Genomic DNA, 19583 nt, shown 5'->3' with positions numbered 1-19583 from the left:
AAAGATGAAAAAACGTTTCATTGCTGGGGCTAAATGTCCAAAATGTGAAGCCATAGATCGGATTGTCATGCTAACCACCGCTGAAGACGAATGGATTGAATGTATCGAATGCGGTTATAGCGAAAATCGTCCGACTCATATTGATGAGCCAGAAACACCTGCTATACCTGATGAAGTTGGAGTAATACAGTTCAAGCCTCGTCGTTCTGACTAAAGGTCTTAAACATGCCACTACAAAGAAAACAAAACTCAAAACTCTTGTGGATTTTAATTGGGGGCTTAAGCATTCTTGTAGTGCTTTTTTTCGCAGCACAATGGTTTTTCAAAAAAACCGAATCGTCAGCACCAATGGTTGATCTTCAACCTGTCTCGACACCTGCACCTCAAAAAACTACAAAACCATCTGCAAGCTCTGAGCCTGTCGCTCAAACACAAACTGCTAACGCGCAACAGCTTGTAAATGAAGATGTGCTCAAACAACCTGTTCCAGCTCAAGAATCTTTAGCAAAAGAAGAAGTGTCTAAACTCAATGACATTCACCATCAGCTGCAAGATCAGGAAGAGACATTAAAAGCTCAACATGCTGATGCAGATCAACTGATTAAGCTAAAAGAAGAGCAAGTGAAGCTCCTTGAGGCTCAGGTTAAACAACAATAGTATTTGTTTAACTCTAAATATGATGCAAAAAAGCTAGTTCATACGGAACTAGCTTTTTTATTTATTAAGAATTTATCTGCTCAAAATAACTACGACATAAAAAAACACCCTCTTAAAGAGAGTGTTTTCACTCAGCTTATATTTTTAAATTACTTGTACCAACCAAATAGTTTCAGCACTAATGGAGCATAAGTGACTAATACCAATGATGAGAACAAGACAATAATTGGTAATAACCAACGTTCATATCGGTAGTAGAAACTTGTGTATTTCTCTTTGGCTTCTGCATCGGCAGCATTTACCTCATCATCACCAACGGATAACCGCGTGAGTAGATGGTTCAAGGCAACTGGTGGTGTTACATAACCAAACTCGAATGCAACCAATACAATCATCCAGAAGTGAATTGGGTGAATACCATTTTCGTAGGCTACAGGAGCAATCGTTGCTGCTACTAAAATTACAGCACCAAATGGATCTGTACACATACCAATAATGGCAAGTAGTAATGCAATAAATGCGAGCGAAATATAAATATTACCCAAGTGAGTCGGCAACATTTCAACAATTTCGGTACGCTCGATTAAACCACCCACACTTGCAGACAACGCCATTAAAATAATAAGCGCGCCAATATGTCCAACTGTTTCTGATGTTGCAAAACGTAATGCACCACCAAAACCTAGACGGAACTGTGAACTATGTGGATCGTGTGACTGTAAGAATGGAGATTTTTTCTCATGTTCACGAACAATTGCTTCATGAATATTTAACGCTGGTGCCTCTTTAGGCATAACCATTTTATCGTACAAGATCATCGCAATGAGCACGAGAGGCAGAATCACTGGTGCAGTAAATTCATTCATACCTGTATCTAATGCATATTTATAAAATGCAAGAACAACTACAGTAATCAAGATGTATGGAATAACCGGTACAAAAGCACGTGCCATACCTGGAAGTGCTACTTTCGGTGAGTTCACGCGGAACTTCTCTTCTGCCAAGAAAAGAGAGACACCCAAGAAAATAAATGCAGTTAACCAGAAGACATAAATACCATGTCCAAATAATTCATCAGACGTAACATGACGACTATCCAACATCGCAATTAGAACGACTAAAAGGCAAGGACGTACCACTACACCTAGTGAACCAGACATTGCAGATACAGCGAGTGCATACTGACGGCGAGCGCCTGCATTCCAGACTTCTTTATAAATAATCGCACCGGCCGCTATAACGAAAATTCCAGAAGCACCTGTATAGGCAGTTGGTACAGCAGCAGCGATCAAAATTAACCAAGTTAAAGTTTCTGGTGCCAAGTTCCATGGACGAAGTACGTTTAGGAACAAATCCATAACACGTGTTTGCGTGAGCAACATACCTGCCCAAATAAACAAGGCAAGGTTTAAGAAAATGCCCGAGAACTCTACCAACTGACCAAGGTAAATCCCTTGCCCCATTGGGTAATCCATAAAGAACGTAAATGCTACACCTGTAATCACAGCCATATATGCATACAAAGGCACACATAATAAAGCTAAGCCAATATTGCCACCCTCACGTTTTGCTGGTGGGGAAACAAATAGCTGATAAAGACTAATTAAAGTAAGGACGACAAATAAAATCATCCATAACCAGTAAATAATGATTGTTTCATGAGTTGGAGAAACCCCTGAATTAATCACAGAACGGTACTGGCTAATTACTGAAGAACTAAGCAATGCATTACCAAGCAACATAAAGAAGGCATACACTTTGTAGTCCAGCTTGGTTGCAGGGTTACGTAAACCAATATGGTGAAACTTCAACGATGCAGTAATCGCTGAGATTAAGACCATAAAGACTAGTAAAATTGCGCGGTTCTCTGTTCCAAATTTAAATATGCCAAAGAAACCCGTTTCAATCGTACGATATGTACGTACCCCTGGATTTGCTTCAATATATTTAATGGTTTTATCGTAAGCCAGATATTTATCTTCACATTGCTGCTGTGCTGCTTGTAAGGATGCACGGACATCACTTTCTGAGGCAGCACCAAAGAAGCTTGCGAAATCATCAGATGCGTTCGCTTTCATTTGCTCTTTTACTTGAGCATCAATATTTGGATGTCGATCACAAGACGGCTTTTCAGGCTCCGCACGCAAAAACGAATATTGCATGCCTATAGCAGGGTCACCATAAAGACGTTCCCCGATACGTAATAATTGTCCGTGGATCATTTCCCCGGTACCAATTATGAGCGTCATTAATAGTAAAATGAGGATTACGAATGTTGAGATCCATTCGTTCCATATATAACCCAGCAGACCTAATCCAGATCTTTTTTCTTGATATTCTTGCATAAATATTCCAATTTTGTTCTCTCAAACCCCTCATAACAAAGGCTTTGAGTCATGCAATTTCCTTGGTCAGGGGTATCGTCCATTCCCCTTCTACCAATCCCTTTATTCAACGATCAAATTTGCATCAAACTTTATCAATAAAGAATGACTAAAATCTCTTTTTTAACAGTTTGTATTGTCAATCTTTCTATTTGAACCTTTGTATAAGCCAATAGCATCCTCCAAAGATTGCACCGCCTATCGCCCCATATAAATGAGCTTCGGTTAAAACAGGACTCCCTATCAACTGTGCTGTGCCTGTTTGTCCAAAGGTGTTTTCCCAAATCAGCTTGGCAATAATTAACCCTAAAACCAGTAATGCAAAATTCCGTTCTTTACGGTATTGCAAATAAACTAAAGCAACAGCCGTATACAGCCCATGGAGTACTCCAGATAGACCGGCATATGCATCGATATAAGGCAAATAAAAATAGAACACCAAACTGATAAAAGGCGGCAAAAGAAAAAGAAGACTTAAGATGTGCCACACTTTGGTATGCGGAAATATGAAGGGCAAACATGCGAATGCCATCATATTTAAAAGAAAATGAATCCAGCCAACATGTACCCAGTGTGCTGTCCACAAACGCCAAAACTCACCGAGTAAGCTTTCGCGCCAATAAATAAAATAGTCTGGAAATACTTGTAGACATGCAGAAACAGAAATGCACCCTGCGACCAAAAGCACTTTTTTATTGAGTACATGATCTTTCATAGCACACTCCTTTTAAAACCGAACCCCTTACGATTAATCAGAAAATACGTAGCAACCGCAAGGAGTTAGTTTCTTCAGATCTGTTTACTGTGCAGGTGCAGAGGTCGAGTCAGCTGGAACTTCTGATGCAGCTCCACCATCAAACAACTCATCCAGTTCTGCTGAACCTTCGTTTTTCTCATCCCAGAAATGAGACATACCATTATCACCTGTACGAACACCTGTATGCTCAGTCCAATAGCGGTCAGAAATACCACGGACAATTAAACCCGCCATACTATCGATTAACTTGAAGTTCGGATTGACTGGCTTGTCATCTGCTTGAGATGCAGCATAAGTTTTTAATGCATCACGGATTTTGGCGTCGTCACCACTCGCTTGAGCAGCTACAGCATAGAGTGCATGGGACAAACGAACACCTTTTTGCTCACCGATTTGCACTGACTGCTTTAACGTCTCATACGGGTCTGGTTTACCTTCGTTAGCCCCTGGTAATAAAGTCCAGATCACCGCACGTGTTGCATTTGGTGCTCCCCAGAACTTTTGGTTATCAAGACAAACCATGCCACGTTCTACAATAGCAGCAATATCTTTCGGAACATTGACAGAACCACCTGAGTTAATGTCATTCGTCACCGCTTGAAGACCACTGATCATTCCAAGTAGATATACAGTCTGATCGGTATCACTACGCATAGTTGGACAAGAATCACCTAAATGGTACTTATATTTAGATTCCCAACGATCAGCGAATAATTTATAGCCGGTATATTGGCGTTCAGCAGCAATAGCAGCCCAACGCTTCTGCGCAATACGTGCATCTTGAGCTTCTGTTACTTGTCCTGCTTTTGAAGCGCGCAAATAACGTAACTCCTGTTCTAATGCTTGGTTTTCCGCACATACACCTGAAGCAGCATACATTAAGACAGCAACACGAGTAGGATCTGCACCCATACCTTTAGTCGACATGATTGCAGGAGTTAAGGCACTACCAGTATTACAAACCATTTCAGCATCTTGCATTGCCAAAATAGGTGGAACGACGTGCTTTTCCGTAAAACCTAAAGCAACATTTGCTCCGCTTTTCACGACGTATGAACAACCTGATAAAACTGAAGCTGCAAGAAAACTCATCGCCAAACCTTGGCTTATTTTTTGGACTTTAGACATCTTCCTGTCCTCGATGTAATTTGTTTTTTCCTTTTCAGATGTACATTAGCAGATGCATATCTTGAATAAAAGAGTAATTACTCTAATTGTAGCGCTTATACTTTGACACACTTCACAGCAGATAAAATTGACAGTTTTTCAGGGAAACAAAAATTTTAGGCAAAAAAAAGTAGCATTGCGACGGTTCAGCACATGCTACTTATTAACTGGGATAAGCTTTTAACGGCTTATATTATTGTTGTTCTATATAATCCTTGAGTAAAGTTCCTGCTCTTCCTACTACTACAGCCATAACAACTGCAATTAACAGAAACATCCACATTGAAATCTCCATGAGAGACCTCCTTACTACATTCGCACCCAGTAAAACTGGACACTTGATGAAATTAATCGATTAACCAATTAAACTATTGGCTGACCGACGACCTTTGCATCCTCTGTCTCTTAACTTTGCTATAATTAGCTTTATTAAGATATTCCCTGAGTAAAGTTCCTGCTCTTCCTATCACCACTGCCAAAATGATGGCAATGACCAAGAACGACCATGTTGGCATCTCCATTTGAGACCTCCGACACACTTTACGTTGGTGTTTGTACTTTAACCGATAGAATAATAACCATATTGAGAAATTGTCGGACAATTGACTTTCTTGCTATTTTTTCTGTATTTTAACTAGACAATTTAAATTTTCCGAAAATAAATAAATTTTAATTATTTGATTTTTAAAATTTTTAAATAAATATACAAATGTAGAATTGTCTAACAATTAATAGAATTTTTCTAAGGTTTTAAGTTGTTTCCACTGCGACAAAGGCATTTGATCAAACCAAATCACAGAAGTTAGTGTCTTATGCTCTTCAAAATAGATCACTATGAAAATCTGATAATCAATTATTTTTAAAATTTCTACACGAGAAATGGTTTGTTCTGAATGAAAGCTAAGTGACCATAATTTCTGATCTAAATAAGCAATTTGAACGAGCTGTGGTCGCTTTAAAAAGAAAATAAAACTTATAAATAATAAACAGACCGCAACCAACCACCAGAGTATTGTTATCAGCTGATAAAACAGAGCTGCTAAACCTAGGCCAATAAAAAACTGAAATATAATCGAGAAACGGCTATATTTCAGTTTAAAATTCAATTGGTTGACCAAAACTAATCAGCCATGAACATAATGCTTTAATTTATGAATAAAATCACGTAATTCAGTACGTGGTGGTTCAGATACTTCCATAAACCAGTCAAGTAAATCAGGATCTTCCTGCTCTACTAATTCAGCAAATAATGCTTTTTCTGCTGGATCTGCCTTTAAGTAATAATTTTTCACATACGGGTCAAAATAGACATCAATTTCCTTTAAACCGCGGCGTGCGCGATAAACTACTTTACGTTCTTCCAAGGTCATTTCTTCAGACATTTATTTCCCCATCTGCGTTGATAGTGCGCCTAGTTTACCTGATCACATAAGAAAGTTCGCTAAAAATATCAAATTGACCAAACTTATCACTTCATAGCTATAAATGAGCATTCATCACATTGTTAGACCTAGTGAGCTTCCCGTATTTTAGACTTATAACATCAAGCCCAAACCAAGGAAGAAATACAATGCAATCTGGTGCTATTCGTCCCATTCCAAATATGTTACCTCGCCATCTATTAAATGAAGAACATGAAGCTTTCCGAGAAACTGTACGCAAGTTTTATGAAAAAGAAGTGGTGCCAAATACTGAAAAATATGAGAAACAACAACATGTGGACCGAGATCTTTGGAATAAAGCGGGTGCGTTAGGTTTACTGTGCACAACCATGCCAGAACAATACGGTGGCTCAGGTGTAGACCGTCTATACAGTATGATTCTTATTGAAGAACAAGCCTATGCCATGGACTCAAGTACAGGTTTCTCGCTGCATTCCGATATTGTCGCCAACTATATCAATAACTTTGGAAATGAAGAACAAAAGCAAAAATGGCTCCCTAAGATGGCGACTGGTGAAACAGTGACCGCAATTGCCATGACAGAACCAGGAACGGGTTCAGATTTACAAGCTGTTCGAACAACAGCCGTTCTTGATGGCAATGAATATGTCATTAATGGTTCAAAAATATTTATTACCAATGGCTATTTGTGCGATATGGCCATCGTGGTCTGTAAAACAGGTAACAGCGATAAAGGCTCTGCCAATTTATCACTTATTATTGTTGAAGCTGACCGTGCCGGTTTTACTAAAGGTAAGCCACTCAACAAAATTGGCATGAAAGGCCAAGATACATGTGAACTCTTCTTCGATAACGTTCGTGTTCCTAAAGAAAATCTTTTAGGCATGGAAGGTATGGGCTTTATTATGCTCATGAAAGAATTAGCATGGGAACGTATGTTGGTTGCAATTATCTGCCAAGCTGGTGCAGAAGCAGCGTTTGCACATACTGTTCAATATACAAAAGATCGTAAAGCATTTGGCAAGCCAATTAGTGCTTTCCAGAATACACGTTTTAAACTAGCAGAATTACGCACAGAAATTGATTTCTGTCGTACCTATTTAGATCGTTGTATGGAATTACAACTTGATGAAAAATTAAGTGTCGAAGCTGCTGCTGCCGCAAAATATAAAATTTCTGATATGTTTTCAAAAGTGGTTGATGAATGTCTTCAATTACATGGAGGCTATGGTTACATGCTGGAATACCCAATTGCTCGTGCTTATATTGACCACCGAGCAAACCGCATTTATGCAGGCACCAATGAAATTATGAAAGAGTTAATTTCCAGAACACTTTAATACCATACATAAAAAAGGAGGCGATCTGCCTCCTTTTTTATTTCAAATCTTAAGACACTAGCTTTGGCTTACGTGTATTTACATCTGAATGTTTGTGAAAATGAAGAATGCCATCATCGAACTTAGCATTTTGTAATGACTTTCTATCTTCAAGATAGTTATTGGTTACTTGCCATGGAGCATGCTTACCTTGCTTTGGAAGCTCATGAGCTGCACGACTAATATAACCAGAAGATAGTTTACCCATTACAGTATCTTCTTCCATTTCGTTTTTATTTCCCGCTGGAATAACTTCGTCATAGTTATTCTTGTCCATATAATTTAATAGACGGGAAATATAATCAGCTGCAATATCAACTTTTAATGTCCAAGATGCATTCACATAGCCAATAATCATTGCCATGTTTGGAATATCACTTAGCATAATGCCATTGTAAAGCATATGTTCTGAGGAGTTGATTGGCTTACCATCAACTTTAGCTTGAACACCACCCATAATTTGAACTTGTAAACCAGTTGCAGACACTATGATGTCGGCATCAAGGTGTTTACCAGACTTTAATTGAATACCAGTCTCTGTAAATTTCTCAATCTGATCAGTTTCAACACTCGCCTTACCTTCACGAAGAATCTTAAATAGATCACCATCAGGTACTACACATAAACGCTGATCCCAAGGATTATAAGAAGGCGTAAAGTGTTTCATATCTACTTTACCCTTAAGCTGCATTTCAATTGCTTTTAAGAGTAAACGACGAACTGTTTTAGGATGCTTCTGAGACAATGCGTAAATTGCGCGTTGCATACCAATATTACGAGCACGGGTAAATTTGTAAGCCGCCTCTTCAGACATAAATCTACGAGTCTTTTCATAGATGAAGTCAATAGAAGGAACAGTTGCAATATACGTAGGCGAACGTTGTAACATCGTCACGTGACCTGCACCACCTTTTGACATTGCAGGGACCAGAGTAATTGCAGTAGCTCCACTACCAATAATTACTACTTTCTTACCTGTATAGTCTAAGTTTTCCGGCCAATGTTGCGGATGAATGAGTTGACCTTTGAAAGCTTCTTGATTTGGGAAAGTCGGTGCATAGCCTTGGTCATAATTATAATACCCGGTACAACCTACAACAAAGTTAGCTACCCAAGTCTGCTGTTTTTTATTGCTATCTTCGACAACAACATTCCACTTCTTAGATGAAGAATCATAATTTGCAGAGAGTACACGATGACCAAAGTGAATTTTTTCTTTTAACTTAAACTCATCAATCACTTCACCTAGATACCCTTTAATAGAAGCACCATCAGCCAATACATTTGCTTTACGCCATGGTTTAAAGTTAAAACCAAAAGTGGACATATCAGAATCTGAACGAATACCAGGATAACGGAAAAGATCCCAAGTCCCGCCAAAGGATTCACGACGTTCTAAAATTTCAAACTGACGTTGCGGAGAATTTTTAGATAAATGGGCAGCAACTCCGATTCCTGAAATGCCTGCACCAATGATTAAAATATCAACTTGCTTTTCCATTTTATTTTTATACCCATTGTTGAGAATATGACTTTATTAAAGCACAATTTTGACAATACACAATGTCAAGTTTGACCGTTTATCCGTTTTTTTATGTCACTTGAGGACATTTTTTTATTTTTATAATTTTCAGAAAATAAAAAAGACCGGCATAAAGCCGGCCTTTTCCGAATAATATCAATTATTCAGCTGAAGTGTTAACTTCACGATCTACAAGCTCAACGTAAGCCATCGGTGCTGCATCACCAGCACGGAAGCCCGCTTTAAGAACACGTAGATAACCGCCGTTACGTTCTTTGTAACGAGGGCCGAGTACGGTAAATAATTTACCTACAGTTGCAGCATTACGAGTACGAGCAAATGCTAAACGACGATTTGCTACAGTATCGTTTTTTGCTAGAGTGATTAAAGGCTCAGCAACACGACGTAATTCTTTAGCTTTAGGCACAGTTGTTTTGATCAACTCGTGTTCAAATAAAGAATTAGCCAAGTTTTGGAACATCGCTTTACGATGGCTGCTTGTACGGCCTAATTTCACACCACTATTACGATGACGCATGGTGATAGTCCTACTTAATTAACGGCTACGATAGGCAAAACGGTCGTCCATACGAAGACTAGCTGGTGGCCAGTTTTCAAGACGCATACCGAGTTGTAAGCCTTTCGATGCCAAAACATCTTTGATCTCTGTTAACGATTTTTTACCAAGGTTAGGAGTTTTTAACAACTCAACTTCAGTACGTTGAACGAGATCACCAATGTAGTAAATATTTTCTGCTTTCAAACAGTTAGCAGAACGAACAGTAAGCTCTAGATCATCTACTGGGCGAAGCAAGATTGGGTCAACTTCTTCACGAGGTTCTTGAGCAACTGGAGTTTGGTCTTTCTGAAGATCAACAAAAATTGCAATTTGTTGTTGCAAGATTGTTGCCGCTTTGCGGATTGCTTCTTCAGGATCAACCGTTCCATTTGTTTCAAGATCGATTACCAGTTTATCTAAATCGGTACGTTGTTCAACACGCGCATTTTCAACGGTGTAAGAAACACGTTTAATTGGGCTATAAGAAGCATCTAATTGTAAACGACCTACAGGACGTGTTTCACCTTCAGGGAAACGAGAATCAGAAGTTTCATAACCACGACCTTGAGAAACTTTCAAGCGCATTTTTAATGAACCTGAAGCACTCAAAGTACCGATTAAATGATCTGGGTTAACCACTTCAACATTATGAGGTAAACGAAGGTCAGCAGCAGTAATATCGCCAGGACCTTGTTTTTCTAATGTTAAATAAGCTTCATTTTGATCGAACAGCTTAATAGACAATCCTTTTAGGTTCAGCAAGAGCTCGACGATGTCCTGCTGCAAGCCTTCTAAAGTACTGTACTCGTGCTCGACACCTTCTATCTCTACTTCAACCACAGCAGCGCCAGGTAAAGAAGACAATAGAATGCGACGTAAAGCATTACCAAGAGTGTGGCCAAAACCACGCTCTAAAGGTTCTAGAATCACTTTTGCCGAGGTCCCGCTAACCGCTTCGACCTTGATCGCTTGCGGAGTTAGAAACTCGTTTGCAGTACGCGTCATTATTGCTACCTCAAGGATTATTTAGAATACAATTCTACAATCAAGCTTTCGTTGATTTCAGCAGGTAAATCAGAACGATCTGGTGCAGCTTTAAACGTACCTTCAAGTTTAGAATGATCAACATCAATCCAAGCTGGAATACCACGTTGAGCAGCTAATTCAATCGCGTTTTTGATACGCAATTGTTGTTTAGCACCTTCGTGAACCGCAATTACATCACCCGCTTTAACTTGAATAGATGCGATGTTTACACGACGACCATTCAAAGTAATGCTACGGTGACTTACTAACTGACGAGCTTCTGCACGTGTAGAACCAAAACCCATGCGATAAACAACGTTATCAAGACGGCTTTCAAGCAATTTCAACAAGTTCTCACCAGTTGCGCCTTTAACACGAGCTGCTTCTTTATAGTAGTTACTAAATTGACGCTCTAACACACCGTAAATACGACGGACTTTTTGTTTTTCACGTAATTGTAGTGAATACTCAGATTGCTTACCACCGCGAGCCTGACCATGTTGACCAGGTGCTTTGTTAGCTTTTTTAGTTTTGACGTCAAATGGTTTAACGCCAGATTTAAGTTGCAGGTCTGTCCCTTCGCGGCGAGAGAGTTTGCATTTTGGACCAATATAACGAGCCATGAATGTTTCTCCTTACACGCGACGTTTTTTAGGTGGACGGCAACCGTTGTGAGGAATTGGAGTCACATCGGTAATGCTGTTAATCTTATAACCCACTGCGCCTAATGCACGAACCGCAGACTCACGACCTGGACCAGGACCTTTTACAAGGACGTCTAGGTTTTTCAAACCGTAATCTAAAGCTGCTTTACCAGCAACTTCAGCAGCTACCTGAGCAGCAAACGGAGTTGATTTACGTGAACCACGGAAGCCTTGTCCACCTGAGGTGGCCCAAGCCAATGCATTACCTTGACGATCGGTAATCGTAACAATGGTGTTATTAAAAGACGCGTGAATGTGTGCAACACCTTCAGAGACGGTACGAGTGACCTTCTTGCGTGTGCGAGTATCTTTAGCCATCTTTTAGCTTCCAGAAATCTTACTTTTTAATCGGTTTGCGCGGACCTTTACGGGTACGTGCGTTAGTTTTGGTGCGTTGACCACGGACAGGCAAGCTGCGACGATGACGAAGGCCACGATAGCAACCTAAATCCATTAAACGTTTAATGTTCATGGAAATTTCGCGACGTAAGTCACCTTCGGTAGGAACCTTAGCAACTTCTGCACGAATCGCATCAAGCTGTGCATCGTCCAACTCACGGATCTTAGTAGTCTCAGTAATACCAACTGAAGCTAAGATATTCTTAGCAGTGTGGCGACCGATACCAAAGATATAAGTGAGGGAGATAACAGCATGCTTGTTATCCGGAATGTTTACACCGGCAATACGAGCCATTCACTTTCTCCAAAAAGGCAGTAGAGATAATCAACCGCCCCACAAAAATCTTGAGGGGCGGATATTAACCCAATTCGCCTACTGAAATCAACAGGTCTTGATTAGATTAACCTTGACGCTGCTTATGACGAGGTTCTGCGCTACAAATCACGCGAATAACCCCATTACGACGGATAACTTTACAGCTACCACAAATTTTCTTTACAGAAGCTTGTACTTTCATGATGAAACCTCTAAGTGCGCTTATCCCTTAGGATGAGCAGTCGTTTTTCTCATTAATGTTTGATTGTCATATTGATGAGATGTTAAATGCGCTTGTAGCTGAGCCATAAAGTCCATAACAACAACGACTACGATCAGTAATGAGGTACCACCCAAGTAGAATGGAATACCAAAAGAACTTTGTAGAATCATTGGCATCAAACAAATGACTGTAATATAAATCGCACCAATAAACGTCAAACGATTAAGAATATGATCTAAGTAACGAGCAGTTTGCTCACCTGGGCGAATACCAGGCACATAAGCTCCGCTGCGTTTTAGATTTTCTGATACTTCCTTAGGGCTAAATACTAAAGCCGTATAAAAGTAACAGAAAAAGATAATTAACGCACCAAAGAGCACCAAATACAAAGGCTGTCCAGGCGACAATACCAAAGCTAAATCTTGTAAGCTACGTTTAATTAAACCAGCACTCGGATCTGCACTACCTACCCATTGACCAAGACTTGCTGGGAACAATAGTAAAGAGCTTGCAAAAATCGCAGGAATCACACCAGCCATATTAATTTTTAATGGTAGATGTGTTTGCTGAGCTGTAAATATACGACGCCCTTGCTGCTTCTGCGCATAGTTTACTGGAATACGACGCTGTGCTTTTTCAATAAACACAATCGCAGCCAATACACCAAGAGACAAAAGACCAAAGATAACAAGACCAATTAAACTTGTTTGACCATTATCTACAGATGACACTGATTGCATAATTAACTTAGGCAAACCAGCTACAATACCTGCAAAAATAATCATTGAGATACCATTACCGATACCTCTTTCAGTGATTTGTTCACCTAACCACATTAAGAACATAGTTCCAGCGATAAGTGATGTAACAGCAGGAATATAAAATGCAAGACCCGTAGACAGAGTAATACCCTGACCAATAAGGCCCGCACACATACCTACTGCCTGAACCACTGCAAGTAGTAATGTACCTTGACGCGTATATTGATTAATTTTTCGCTTACCTTGCTCTCCTTCCTTTTTCAAGGCTTCAAGAGAAGGAATCACCGTTGACATTAACTGCACAATAATTGATGCAGAAATATAAGGCATGATCCCTAAAGCAAGAATAGACATTCGCTCTAAAGCACCGCCAGAAAACATATTGAATAGCCCAAGAATAGTTCCTTGGTTTGCATGAAATAAATTTTCTAACGCAGCATTATTAATGCCTGGTACTGGAATATGCGCTCCTAGTCGAAAGACCAGCAATGCACCGATTAGAAAACTCATCCGGCGAATAATTTCACGGTATTTCACATGAAATGGCTGACCTTTCATCATGTTGACATGACCTGAAGAACTAGGAGACATAGACACTCGAGATTACTCCTCGACTTTACCGCCAGCTGCTTCAATTGCAGCTTTAGCGCCTTTAGTCAATGCAACACCTTGAACAGTGAATGCACGAGTGATTTCACCAGAAAGCACGATACGAGCACGAATTTGATCGCGACGAACAACATTCGCAGCTTTTAAAGTTTCAAGGCTAACGATGTCGCCTTCCACTTTAGTTAACTCAGACAAACGTACTTCAGCAGTTTTTAAAGCGATTTGGCTAGTGAAACCGAATTTAGGTAAACGACGATAAATCGCTGTTTGACCACCTTCGAAACCTGGACGAACGCCACCACTTTTACGTGATTTTTGACCTTTGACACCACGGCCACCAGTCTTACCAACGCCAGAACCGATACCACGGCCTAAACGACGGTGTTCACGTTTTGCACCTTCTGCAGGTGCAAGCTCATTTAAACGCAGAGTCATGGCTTATTCCTCTACACTAACCATATAGTAGACTTTGTTGATCATACCGCGGTTAGAAGGCGTATCTTGCACTTCTACAGTATGACCAATACGACGCAGACCTAAACCTTGTAAGCAAAGCTTGTGATTTTTCAAGCGATGTGAAGAAGATTTAGTCTGGGTAACTTTAATCGTTTTCATGATTGATTACCCTTGAATTTCTTCTACTGATTTACCACGTTTCGCAGCGACTTTCTCAGGAGAAGTCATATCACGCAAACCTTTAAAAGTTGCGTTTACTACGTTAGCAGCATTTGTAGAACCATAACATTTAGCAAGTACGTTATGTACACCTGCAGCTTCAAGAACGGCACGCATTGCACCACCAGCGATTACGCCAGTACCTTCTGAAGCAGGTTGCATGTATACACGGCTTGCACCATGACGAGCATTCACAGGGTGTTGTAAAGTAGTACCAGCAAGGTCTACAGTGATCATGTTGCGACGAGCAGCTTCAAGTGCTTTAGAAATAGCAGCAGGAACTTCACGTGCTTTACCACGACCAAAACCAACACGACCATTACCATCACCCACAACAGTTAATGCTGTGAAAGAGAAGATACGACCGCCCTTAACAACTTTGGCTACACGATCAACGGCAACCAGCTTTTCAACAAGACCTTCGTTTTGTTCAACTTTAGCCATGATTAGAACTCCAAGCCGTTTTCACGAGCAGCATCAGCCAAGGCTTTGATACGACCATGATATTTAAAACCAGAACGGTCAAATGCAACTTTAGTTACACCAGCTGCTTTCGCACGTTCTGCGATTAAAGCACCTACTTTAGTAGCCGCGTCTACATTACCTGTAGTACCGCTACGTAAAGATGCATCCAAAGTTGAAGCTTGCGCTAAAACTTTGCCACCATCTGCTGAAATAACTTGAGCATAGATGTGACGCGGAGTGCGGTTTACACACAAACGAGTCGCACCCAATGCACGAATGTGCAAGCGTGTGCTTTTCGCACGACGCAAACGGGATTGTTTCTTTTCGTTCATAAGAACCTCGCGCCTTATTTCTTCTTAGCTTCTTTACGAAGAATGACTTCATCCGAATAACGAACACCTTTACCTTTATATGGTTCAGGAGCACGGTATGCACGGATTTCTGCCGCTACTTGACCTAACAACTGCTTGTTTGCTGATTTCAAAATGATTTCAGTAGCAGTTGGAGTTTCCGCTGTTACACCTTCCGGTAAAGCGTAGTCAATTGGGTGTGAGTAACCAAGGTTAAGGTTTACAACAGTACCTTTAACCGCAGCTTTATAACCAACACCAACTAGCTGCAACTTACGTTCGAAGCCTTCGCTAACACCTTTTACAAGGTTGTTCAATACAGCGCGAGCAGTACCAGCTTGCATCCAAGCATCTTTCGATTCTTTAACTGGAGCAAGTTGAAGTTTACCTTCTTCCTGTTTTAGCTCGACCAGCGCATGCAGGTTGAAAGACAATGTACCTTTAGTGCCTTTCACTTCGACCTGCCGGCCGTTCTGAGTAACTGCTACACCATTAGGTACAGTTACTGGGGCTTTAGCCACACGAGACATGAGGAATCACCTATTAAGAAACAAAAGCAATAACTTCACCACCAACGCCCGCAGCACGTGCAGCGCGATCAGTCATGATGCCTTTGCTTGTAGAAACAATTGCAATACCTAAACCTTGCTTAACGCTTGGAAGTTTATCTTTACCACGGTATTGGCGAAGACCTGGACGGCTTACGCGCTTAACCATTTCGATAACTGGTTTGCCTTCGAAATATTTTAAAGTAATTGTCAAAGTAGATTTTGTCTCTTCTTGAGCAACTTCTACATTTGAAATATAACCTTCTTGTTGAAGTACGTTTGCAATTGCAACTTTCAACTTAGAAGAAGGCATAGAAACAGTTTGTTTCTTAGCCATTTGTGCGTTACGAACACGTGTTAGCATGTCGGCAACGGTATCTTGCATACTCATTTAGTCGCTCCTTACCAGCTTGCCTTAACAACGCCTGGTACATCACCCTGCATTACTGTGTCACGTAATTTGTTACGGCTTAAACCGAACTTACGGAAGTAACCATGAGGACGACCAGTTAAACCACAACGGTTACGAAGACGTACCGGAGATGCATTACGTGGCAATGCTTGTAACTTTAACATCGCTTCGAAACGCTCTTCTTCACTTGCATTTACGTTTGCAATCGTAGCTTTTAATTCAGCACGTTTTGCAGCGTATTTAGCAACTGTTTTTTCGCGTTTCAATTCGCGATTAATCATACCTTTCTTAGCCATATCGACCTCTTATTTGAACGGGAAGCCGAATGCACGCATAAGCGCACGGCCTTCGTCATCGGTGCGAGCAGTCGTAGTAATAGTAATATCCATACCACGAATACGATCAATCTTATCGAAATCGATTTCAGGGAAAACGATTTGCTCTTTCAAACCCATTGAGTAGTTACCACGACCATCAAATGATTTCGAAGAGAAACCACGGAAGTCACGGATACGAGGGATTGCGATTGAGATCAAACGGTCCAAGAATTCGTACATTTGGTCGCCACGTAAAGTAACTTTACAACCAATCGGCCAACCATCACGGATTTTGAAACCTGCGATAGATTTACGAGCAAGTGTAATTACTGGTTTTTGACCAGCAATTAATTGCATGTCGACTACAGCGCCATCTAATAATTTCTTATCAGTTGCAGCTGCGCCTACACCCATGTTTAGGGTAATTTTTGTGATGCGTGGAATTTCCATCACGTTCTTAATGCTAAGTTCTTCTTGTAACTTTGCTTTAAGTTCATCGTTGTAACGTGCTTTAAGTCTGGCCATTGCCTTTTCAACCTATTACTTCGCTACCGCCACTGATTCACCATTTGATTTATAAACGCGAGTTTTCACGCCATCAATCACTTGGTAACCAACACGGTCAGCCTTCTGGGTTGTAGCATTTAAAATTGCCACGTTTGAAATATGAAGCGAAGCTTCTTGAGTAACTACACCGCCTTCAGCGCCAGTTACACGGTTAGGCTTTTGATGCTTCTTCACTAAGTTAAGGCCTTCAACCTTAACGCGGTCTTCAGAAACAGACAATACAGTACCCTGTTTGCCTTTTTCTTTACCTGCGATCACGATAACTTGATCGCCTTTTTTAATCTTAGCCATGATTGCCTCTTATAGAACTTCAGGAGCCAATGAAATGATTTTCATGAACTGTTCAGTACGAAGTTCACGAGTCACTGGTCCGAAGATACGAGTAGCAATCGGAGCTTTGTTGTTGTTCAAGATAACTGCAGCATTATCATCAAAACGGATCACAGAACCATCTGGACGACGAATGCCGAATTTAGTACGAACTACAACCGCATTCATCACGTCACCTTTTTTAACACGTGCGCGTGGGATTGCTTCTTTTACAGTAACTTTAATAATGTCGCCAACAGAAGCATAACGACGATGTGAACCACCAAGTACTTTAATACATTGTACGCGGCGAGCACCACTGTTGTCTGCTACGTCGAGCATAGTTTCGGTTTGAATCATTGCCCTACTCCAAAACCGAGCATCACCGGTCACAATTTCGAAAGGCTCAAAGAGTACTCGAAATTGACCGATGATGCAACAAGAACGTCGAATTACTCAGCAGCTGCTTCAACTACTTCCACTAAAGTCCAAGCTTTAGTTTTAGAAATTGGGCGGCTTTCTTTAATGGTTACAACATCGCCAATTTTAGCAACGTTGTTCTCATCATGAGCGTGTAACTTAGTTGAACGGCGAATTGACTTGCCATACAACGGGTGTTGAACGCGGCGTTCAATAAGAACAACAATAGATTTATCCATTTTGTCACTTACGACTTTGCCGGTTAACGTGCGGACTGTTTTTTCACTCATTGTCCGTTCCCCTGTTTTTCGGTAAGGAGTGTCTTAATACGAGCAATTGTCTTACGAGCAACTTGCACTTCGTGCGATTTACCCAACTGACCAGTTGCTTTCGCCATACGAAGACGGAATTGGTTAAGCTGTTGCTCATCAAGCAAAGCTTTCAACTCTTCTACCGATTTTTCACGTAGATCTTTAGTTTTCATTACATTACCGTCCGAGTCACGATAGTGGTTTTAAACGGAAGTTTAGCAGCAGCTAAAGCAAATGCTTCACGCGCTAATTCTTCGTTCACACCTTCAATTTCGTACAGGATTTTACCTGGTTGGATCTGGCAAACCCAGTATTCCACGCTACCCTTACCTTTACCCATACGCACTTCAAGAGGCTTTTGAGTAATTGGTTTATCCGGGAATACGCGAATAAAGATTTTACCACCACGCTTAATACGGCGGCTAATAGTACGACGTGCAGCTTCAATCTGACGCGCAGTCATACGACCACGTTCAGTTGCTTTAATTGCAATCGAACCAAATGATACTGTACTACCACGATGCGCTAGACCAGTGTTACGGCCTTTGTGCACTTTACGGAATTTGGTACGTTTAGGTTGCAACATGGATTATTCTCCCTTGTCAGCAGCACGGTCACCGCGACGACCACGACGCTCTTGACCTTCACCACGACCACGACCACGTTTAGCTGGACGATCTTCAGCAGGAGCAGGGTTCATGACTTGTTTCATGCCACCTAAGATCTCGCCACGGAAAATCCAAACTTTAACACCAATCGTACCGTAAGTTGTTTCTGCACGCATAGTTGCATAGTCAATGTCTGCACGTAACGTATGCAAAGGTACACGACCTTCACGATACCATTCTGTACGAGCAATCTCTGCACCACCTAAACGGCCAGACACTTCAACTTTGATACCTTTAGCACCAGCACGCATAGTGTTTTGAACCGCACGCTTCATAGCACGACGGAACATAACACGCTTTTCTAATTGAGAAGCAATTGCTTCAGCAACTAAACGCGCATCTAAGTCTGGGCGATCAATTTCGTTGATACTTACTTGCGCTGGAACACCCATAATGCTGGTAAGTTCGCGCTGTAATTTCTCAATATCTTCGCCTTTTTTACCGATTACGATACCAGGACGAGCTGTGCTAATAGTTACTTTAGCAGCGCCTGATGGACGTTCGATAAGAATATTGCTTACCATCGCATTCTTAAGTTTTTTAGTTAAAAACTCACGAACTTGAAGATCTTTAAGCAAGTATTCAGCGTATTGTTTCGGATTCGCATACCAGTTAGCGTTATGACGTTTCACAACACCTAGGCGGATACCGATTGGATGAACCTTCTGACCCATA

29 protein-coding genes and 1 pseudogene are annotated in these 19583 nt (G+C 40.8%); 3 read left to right on the top strand and 27 right to left on the bottom strand.

Annotation, left to right across the window (positions count from 1 at the left end; all coding sequences use genetic code 11):
- Positions 1-4: 4 nt before the first annotated feature.
- A complete protein-coding gene (locus tag ACH63V_RS05370) occupies positions 5-214 on the top strand; it encodes a YheV family putative zinc ribbon protein (RefSeq protein ID WP_191001078.1) in 210 nt (69 codons plus the stop codon).
- Between the two features lie 11 nt (positions 215-225).
- On the top strand, positions 226-657 hold the full coding sequence (locus ACH63V_RS05365) for a hypothetical protein (protein WP_396462934.1): 432 nt from the start codon (positions 226-228) through the stop codon (positions 655-657).
- 149 nt (positions 658-806) lie between these two features.
- On the opposite strand, the gene ACH63V_RS05360 is transcribed toward ACH63V_RS05365, so the two are convergent.
- The 5 genes from ACH63V_RS05360 to ACH63V_RS05340 all read right to left on the bottom strand — a co-directional run bounded on the left by ACH63V_RS05360 (position 807) and on the right by ACH63V_RS05340 (position 6347).
- Positions 807-3002: a TRAP transporter large permease subunit gene (locus ACH63V_RS05360; RefSeq protein WP_263614646.1), complete on the bottom strand. Its 2196-nt coding sequence runs from the start codon at positions 3000-3002 to the stop codon at positions 807-809.
- A gap of 187 nt (positions 3003-3189) precedes the next feature.
- A complete protein-coding gene (gene rrtA, locus ACH63V_RS05355) occupies positions 3190-3756 on the bottom strand; it encodes a rhombosortase (RefSeq protein ID WP_004711824.1) in 567 nt (188 codons plus the stop codon).
- Between the two features lie 84 nt (positions 3757-3840).
- On the bottom strand, positions 3841-4926 hold the full coding sequence (locus ACH63V_RS05350) for a hypothetical protein (protein WP_209045130.1): 1086 nt from the start codon (positions 4924-4926) through the stop codon (positions 3841-3843).
- A 767-nt stretch (positions 4927-5693) separates the two neighbouring features.
- Complete coding sequence (locus ACH63V_RS05345; protein ID WP_396462933.1) at positions 5694-6083, bottom strand: hypothetical protein; 390 nt, start codon at positions 6081-6083, stop codon at positions 5694-5696.
- A 6-nt stretch (positions 6084-6089) separates the two neighbouring features.
- Positions 6090-6347, bottom strand: coding sequence for a succinate dehydrogenase assembly factor 2 (locus ACH63V_RS05340; RefSeq protein WP_002049719.1), 258 nt, complete (start codon positions 6345-6347; stop codon positions 6090-6092).
- A gap of 188 nt (positions 6348-6535) precedes the next feature.
- On the opposite strand from ACH63V_RS05340, the gene ACH63V_RS05335 reads away from it, so the two are divergent.
- Positions 6536-7708 carry an acyl-CoA dehydrogenase family protein gene (locus tag ACH63V_RS05335; RefSeq protein WP_311069731.1) on the top strand — a complete coding sequence of 391 codons (1173 nt, stop codon included), beginning with the start codon at positions 6536-6538 and terminating at the stop codon, positions 7706-7708.
- Positions 7709-7757: 49 nt separating this feature from the next.
- On the opposite strand, the gene ACH63V_RS05330 is transcribed toward ACH63V_RS05335, so the two are convergent.
- The 22 genes and pseudogenes from ACH63V_RS05330 to rpsC form a co-directional block, all read right to left on the bottom strand.
- Positions 7758-9248 carry an NAD(P)/FAD-dependent oxidoreductase gene (locus ACH63V_RS05330; protein ID WP_174735283.1) on the bottom strand — a complete coding sequence of 497 codons (1491 nt, stop codon included), beginning with the start codon at positions 9246-9248 and terminating at the stop codon, positions 7758-7760.
- A gap of 181 nt (positions 9249-9429) precedes the next feature.
- Positions 9430-9807 (bottom strand): 50S ribosomal protein L17, encoded by a 378-nt coding sequence (rplQ, locus tag ACH63V_RS05325; RefSeq protein WP_002049717.1) that lies wholly within the window; start codon positions 9805-9807, stop codon positions 9430-9432.
- 18 nt (positions 9808-9825) lie between these two features.
- The gene (locus ACH63V_RS05320) at positions 9826-10833 is read right to left on the bottom strand and encodes a DNA-directed RNA polymerase subunit alpha (protein ID WP_004705386.1); all 1008 of its coding nucleotides are present in this window, start codon (positions 10831-10833) and stop codon (positions 9826-9828) included.
- Positions 10834-10850: 17 nt separating this feature from the next.
- On the bottom strand, positions 10851-11477 hold the full coding sequence (rpsD, locus tag ACH63V_RS05315; RefSeq protein ID WP_002049716.1) for a 30S ribosomal protein S4: 627 nt from the start codon (positions 11475-11477) through the stop codon (positions 10851-10853).
- A 12-nt stretch (positions 11478-11489) separates the two neighbouring features.
- Positions 11490-11876 carry a 30S ribosomal protein S11 gene (gene rpsK / locus ACH63V_RS05310; RefSeq protein ID WP_001040166.1) on the bottom strand — a complete coding sequence of 129 codons (387 nt, stop codon included), beginning with the start codon at positions 11874-11876 and terminating at the stop codon, positions 11490-11492.
- 19 nt (positions 11877-11895) lie between these two features.
- Positions 11896-12252, bottom strand: coding sequence for a 30S ribosomal protein S13 (gene rpsM / locus ACH63V_RS05305; RefSeq protein ID WP_263614651.1), 357 nt, complete (start codon positions 12250-12252; stop codon positions 11896-11898).
- 106 nt (positions 12253-12358) lie between these two features.
- Positions 12359-12475, bottom strand: coding sequence for a 50S ribosomal protein L36 (gene rpmJ, locus ACH63V_RS05300; RefSeq protein ID WP_000867907.1), 117 nt, complete (start codon positions 12473-12475; stop codon positions 12359-12361).
- 20 nt (positions 12476-12495) lie between these two features.
- Positions 12496-13815, bottom strand: coding sequence for a preprotein translocase subunit SecY (secY, locus tag ACH63V_RS05295; RefSeq protein ID WP_191001672.1), 1320 nt, complete (start codon positions 13813-13815; stop codon positions 12496-12498).
- A 45-nt stretch (positions 13816-13860) separates the two neighbouring features.
- Positions 13861-14301, bottom strand: coding sequence for a 50S ribosomal protein L15 (rplO, locus tag ACH63V_RS05290; protein WP_002049750.1), 441 nt, complete (start codon positions 14299-14301; stop codon positions 13861-13863).
- Positions 14302-14304: 3 nt separating this feature from the next.
- Positions 14305-14481 (bottom strand): 50S ribosomal protein L30, encoded by a 177-nt coding sequence (rpmD, locus tag ACH63V_RS05285; RefSeq protein ID WP_000849088.1) that lies wholly within the window; start codon positions 14479-14481, stop codon positions 14305-14307.
- A 6-nt stretch (positions 14482-14487) separates the two neighbouring features.
- Positions 14488-14985, bottom strand: coding sequence for a 30S ribosomal protein S5 (gene rpsE / locus ACH63V_RS05280; protein ID WP_001141025.1), 498 nt, complete (start codon positions 14983-14985; stop codon positions 14488-14490).
- Positions 14986-14987: 2 nt separating this feature from the next.
- Positions 14988-15338 carry a 50S ribosomal protein L18 gene (gene rplR / locus ACH63V_RS05275; RefSeq protein WP_002049741.1) on the bottom strand — a complete coding sequence of 117 codons (351 nt, stop codon included), beginning with the start codon at positions 15336-15338 and terminating at the stop codon, positions 14988-14990.
- Between the two features lie 14 nt (positions 15339-15352).
- Positions 15353-15886 (bottom strand): 50S ribosomal protein L6, encoded by a 534-nt coding sequence (rplF, locus tag ACH63V_RS05270; RefSeq protein WP_004705382.1) that lies wholly within the window; start codon positions 15884-15886, stop codon positions 15353-15355.
- A 13-nt stretch (positions 15887-15899) separates the two neighbouring features.
- A complete protein-coding gene (gene rpsH / locus ACH63V_RS05265) occupies positions 15900-16295 on the bottom strand; it encodes a 30S ribosomal protein S8 (RefSeq protein WP_002049732.1) in 396 nt (131 codons plus the stop codon).
- An 11-nt stretch (positions 16296-16306) separates the two neighbouring features.
- On the bottom strand, positions 16307-16612 hold the full coding sequence (rpsN, locus tag ACH63V_RS05260; protein ID WP_002049689.1) for a 30S ribosomal protein S14: 306 nt from the start codon (positions 16610-16612) through the stop codon (positions 16307-16309).
- A 9-nt stretch (positions 16613-16621) separates the two neighbouring features.
- A complete protein-coding gene (gene rplE / locus ACH63V_RS05255; RefSeq protein WP_044119300.1) occupies positions 16622-17158 on the bottom strand; it encodes a 50S ribosomal protein L5 in 537 nt (178 codons plus the stop codon).
- Positions 17159-17173: 15 nt separating this feature from the next.
- Positions 17174-17491: a 50S ribosomal protein L24 gene (rplX, locus tag ACH63V_RS05250; RefSeq protein WP_002049703.1), complete on the bottom strand. Its 318-nt coding sequence runs from the start codon at positions 17489-17491 to the stop codon at positions 17174-17176.
- Positions 17492-17500: 9 nt separating this feature from the next.
- Positions 17501-17869, bottom strand: coding sequence for a 50S ribosomal protein L14 (gene rplN, locus ACH63V_RS05245; RefSeq protein WP_001982634.1), 369 nt, complete (start codon positions 17867-17869; stop codon positions 17501-17503).
- A 92-nt stretch (positions 17870-17961) separates the two neighbouring features.
- Positions 17962-18219 (bottom strand): 30S ribosomal protein S17, encoded by a 258-nt coding sequence (gene rpsQ / locus ACH63V_RS05240; RefSeq protein WP_001291845.1) that lies wholly within the window; start codon positions 18217-18219, stop codon positions 17962-17964.
- A complete protein-coding gene (gene rpmC / locus ACH63V_RS05235) occupies positions 18216-18413 on the bottom strand; it encodes a 50S ribosomal protein L29 (protein WP_000849928.1) in 198 nt (65 codons plus the stop codon). Before rpmC ends, rpsQ begins: the two co-directional genes overlap by 4 nt.
- Positions 18413-18826 (bottom strand): 50S ribosomal protein L16, encoded by a 414-nt coding sequence (gene rplP / locus ACH63V_RS05230; RefSeq protein ID WP_002049688.1) that lies wholly within the window; start codon positions 18824-18826, stop codon positions 18413-18415. Before rplP ends, rpmC begins: the two co-directional genes overlap by 1 nt.
- Positions 18766-19582: pseudogene (gene rpsC, locus ACH63V_RS05225) on the bottom strand (30S ribosomal protein S3). The gene rplP and the pseudogene rpsC overlap by 61 nt, the downstream one beginning before the upstream one ends.
- Between the last annotated feature and the right edge of the window lies 1 nt (position 19583).

The organism is Acinetobacter sp. ABJ-A23_2, assembly GCF_044538765.1.
Taxonomy (GTDB): domain Bacteria; phylum Pseudomonadota; class Gammaproteobacteria; order Pseudomonadales; family Moraxellaceae; genus Acinetobacter; species Acinetobacter nosocomialis_A.
The sequence above is the reverse complement of the archived record's forward strand: the minus strand, read 5'-3'. Positions and strand labels throughout refer to the sequence as shown.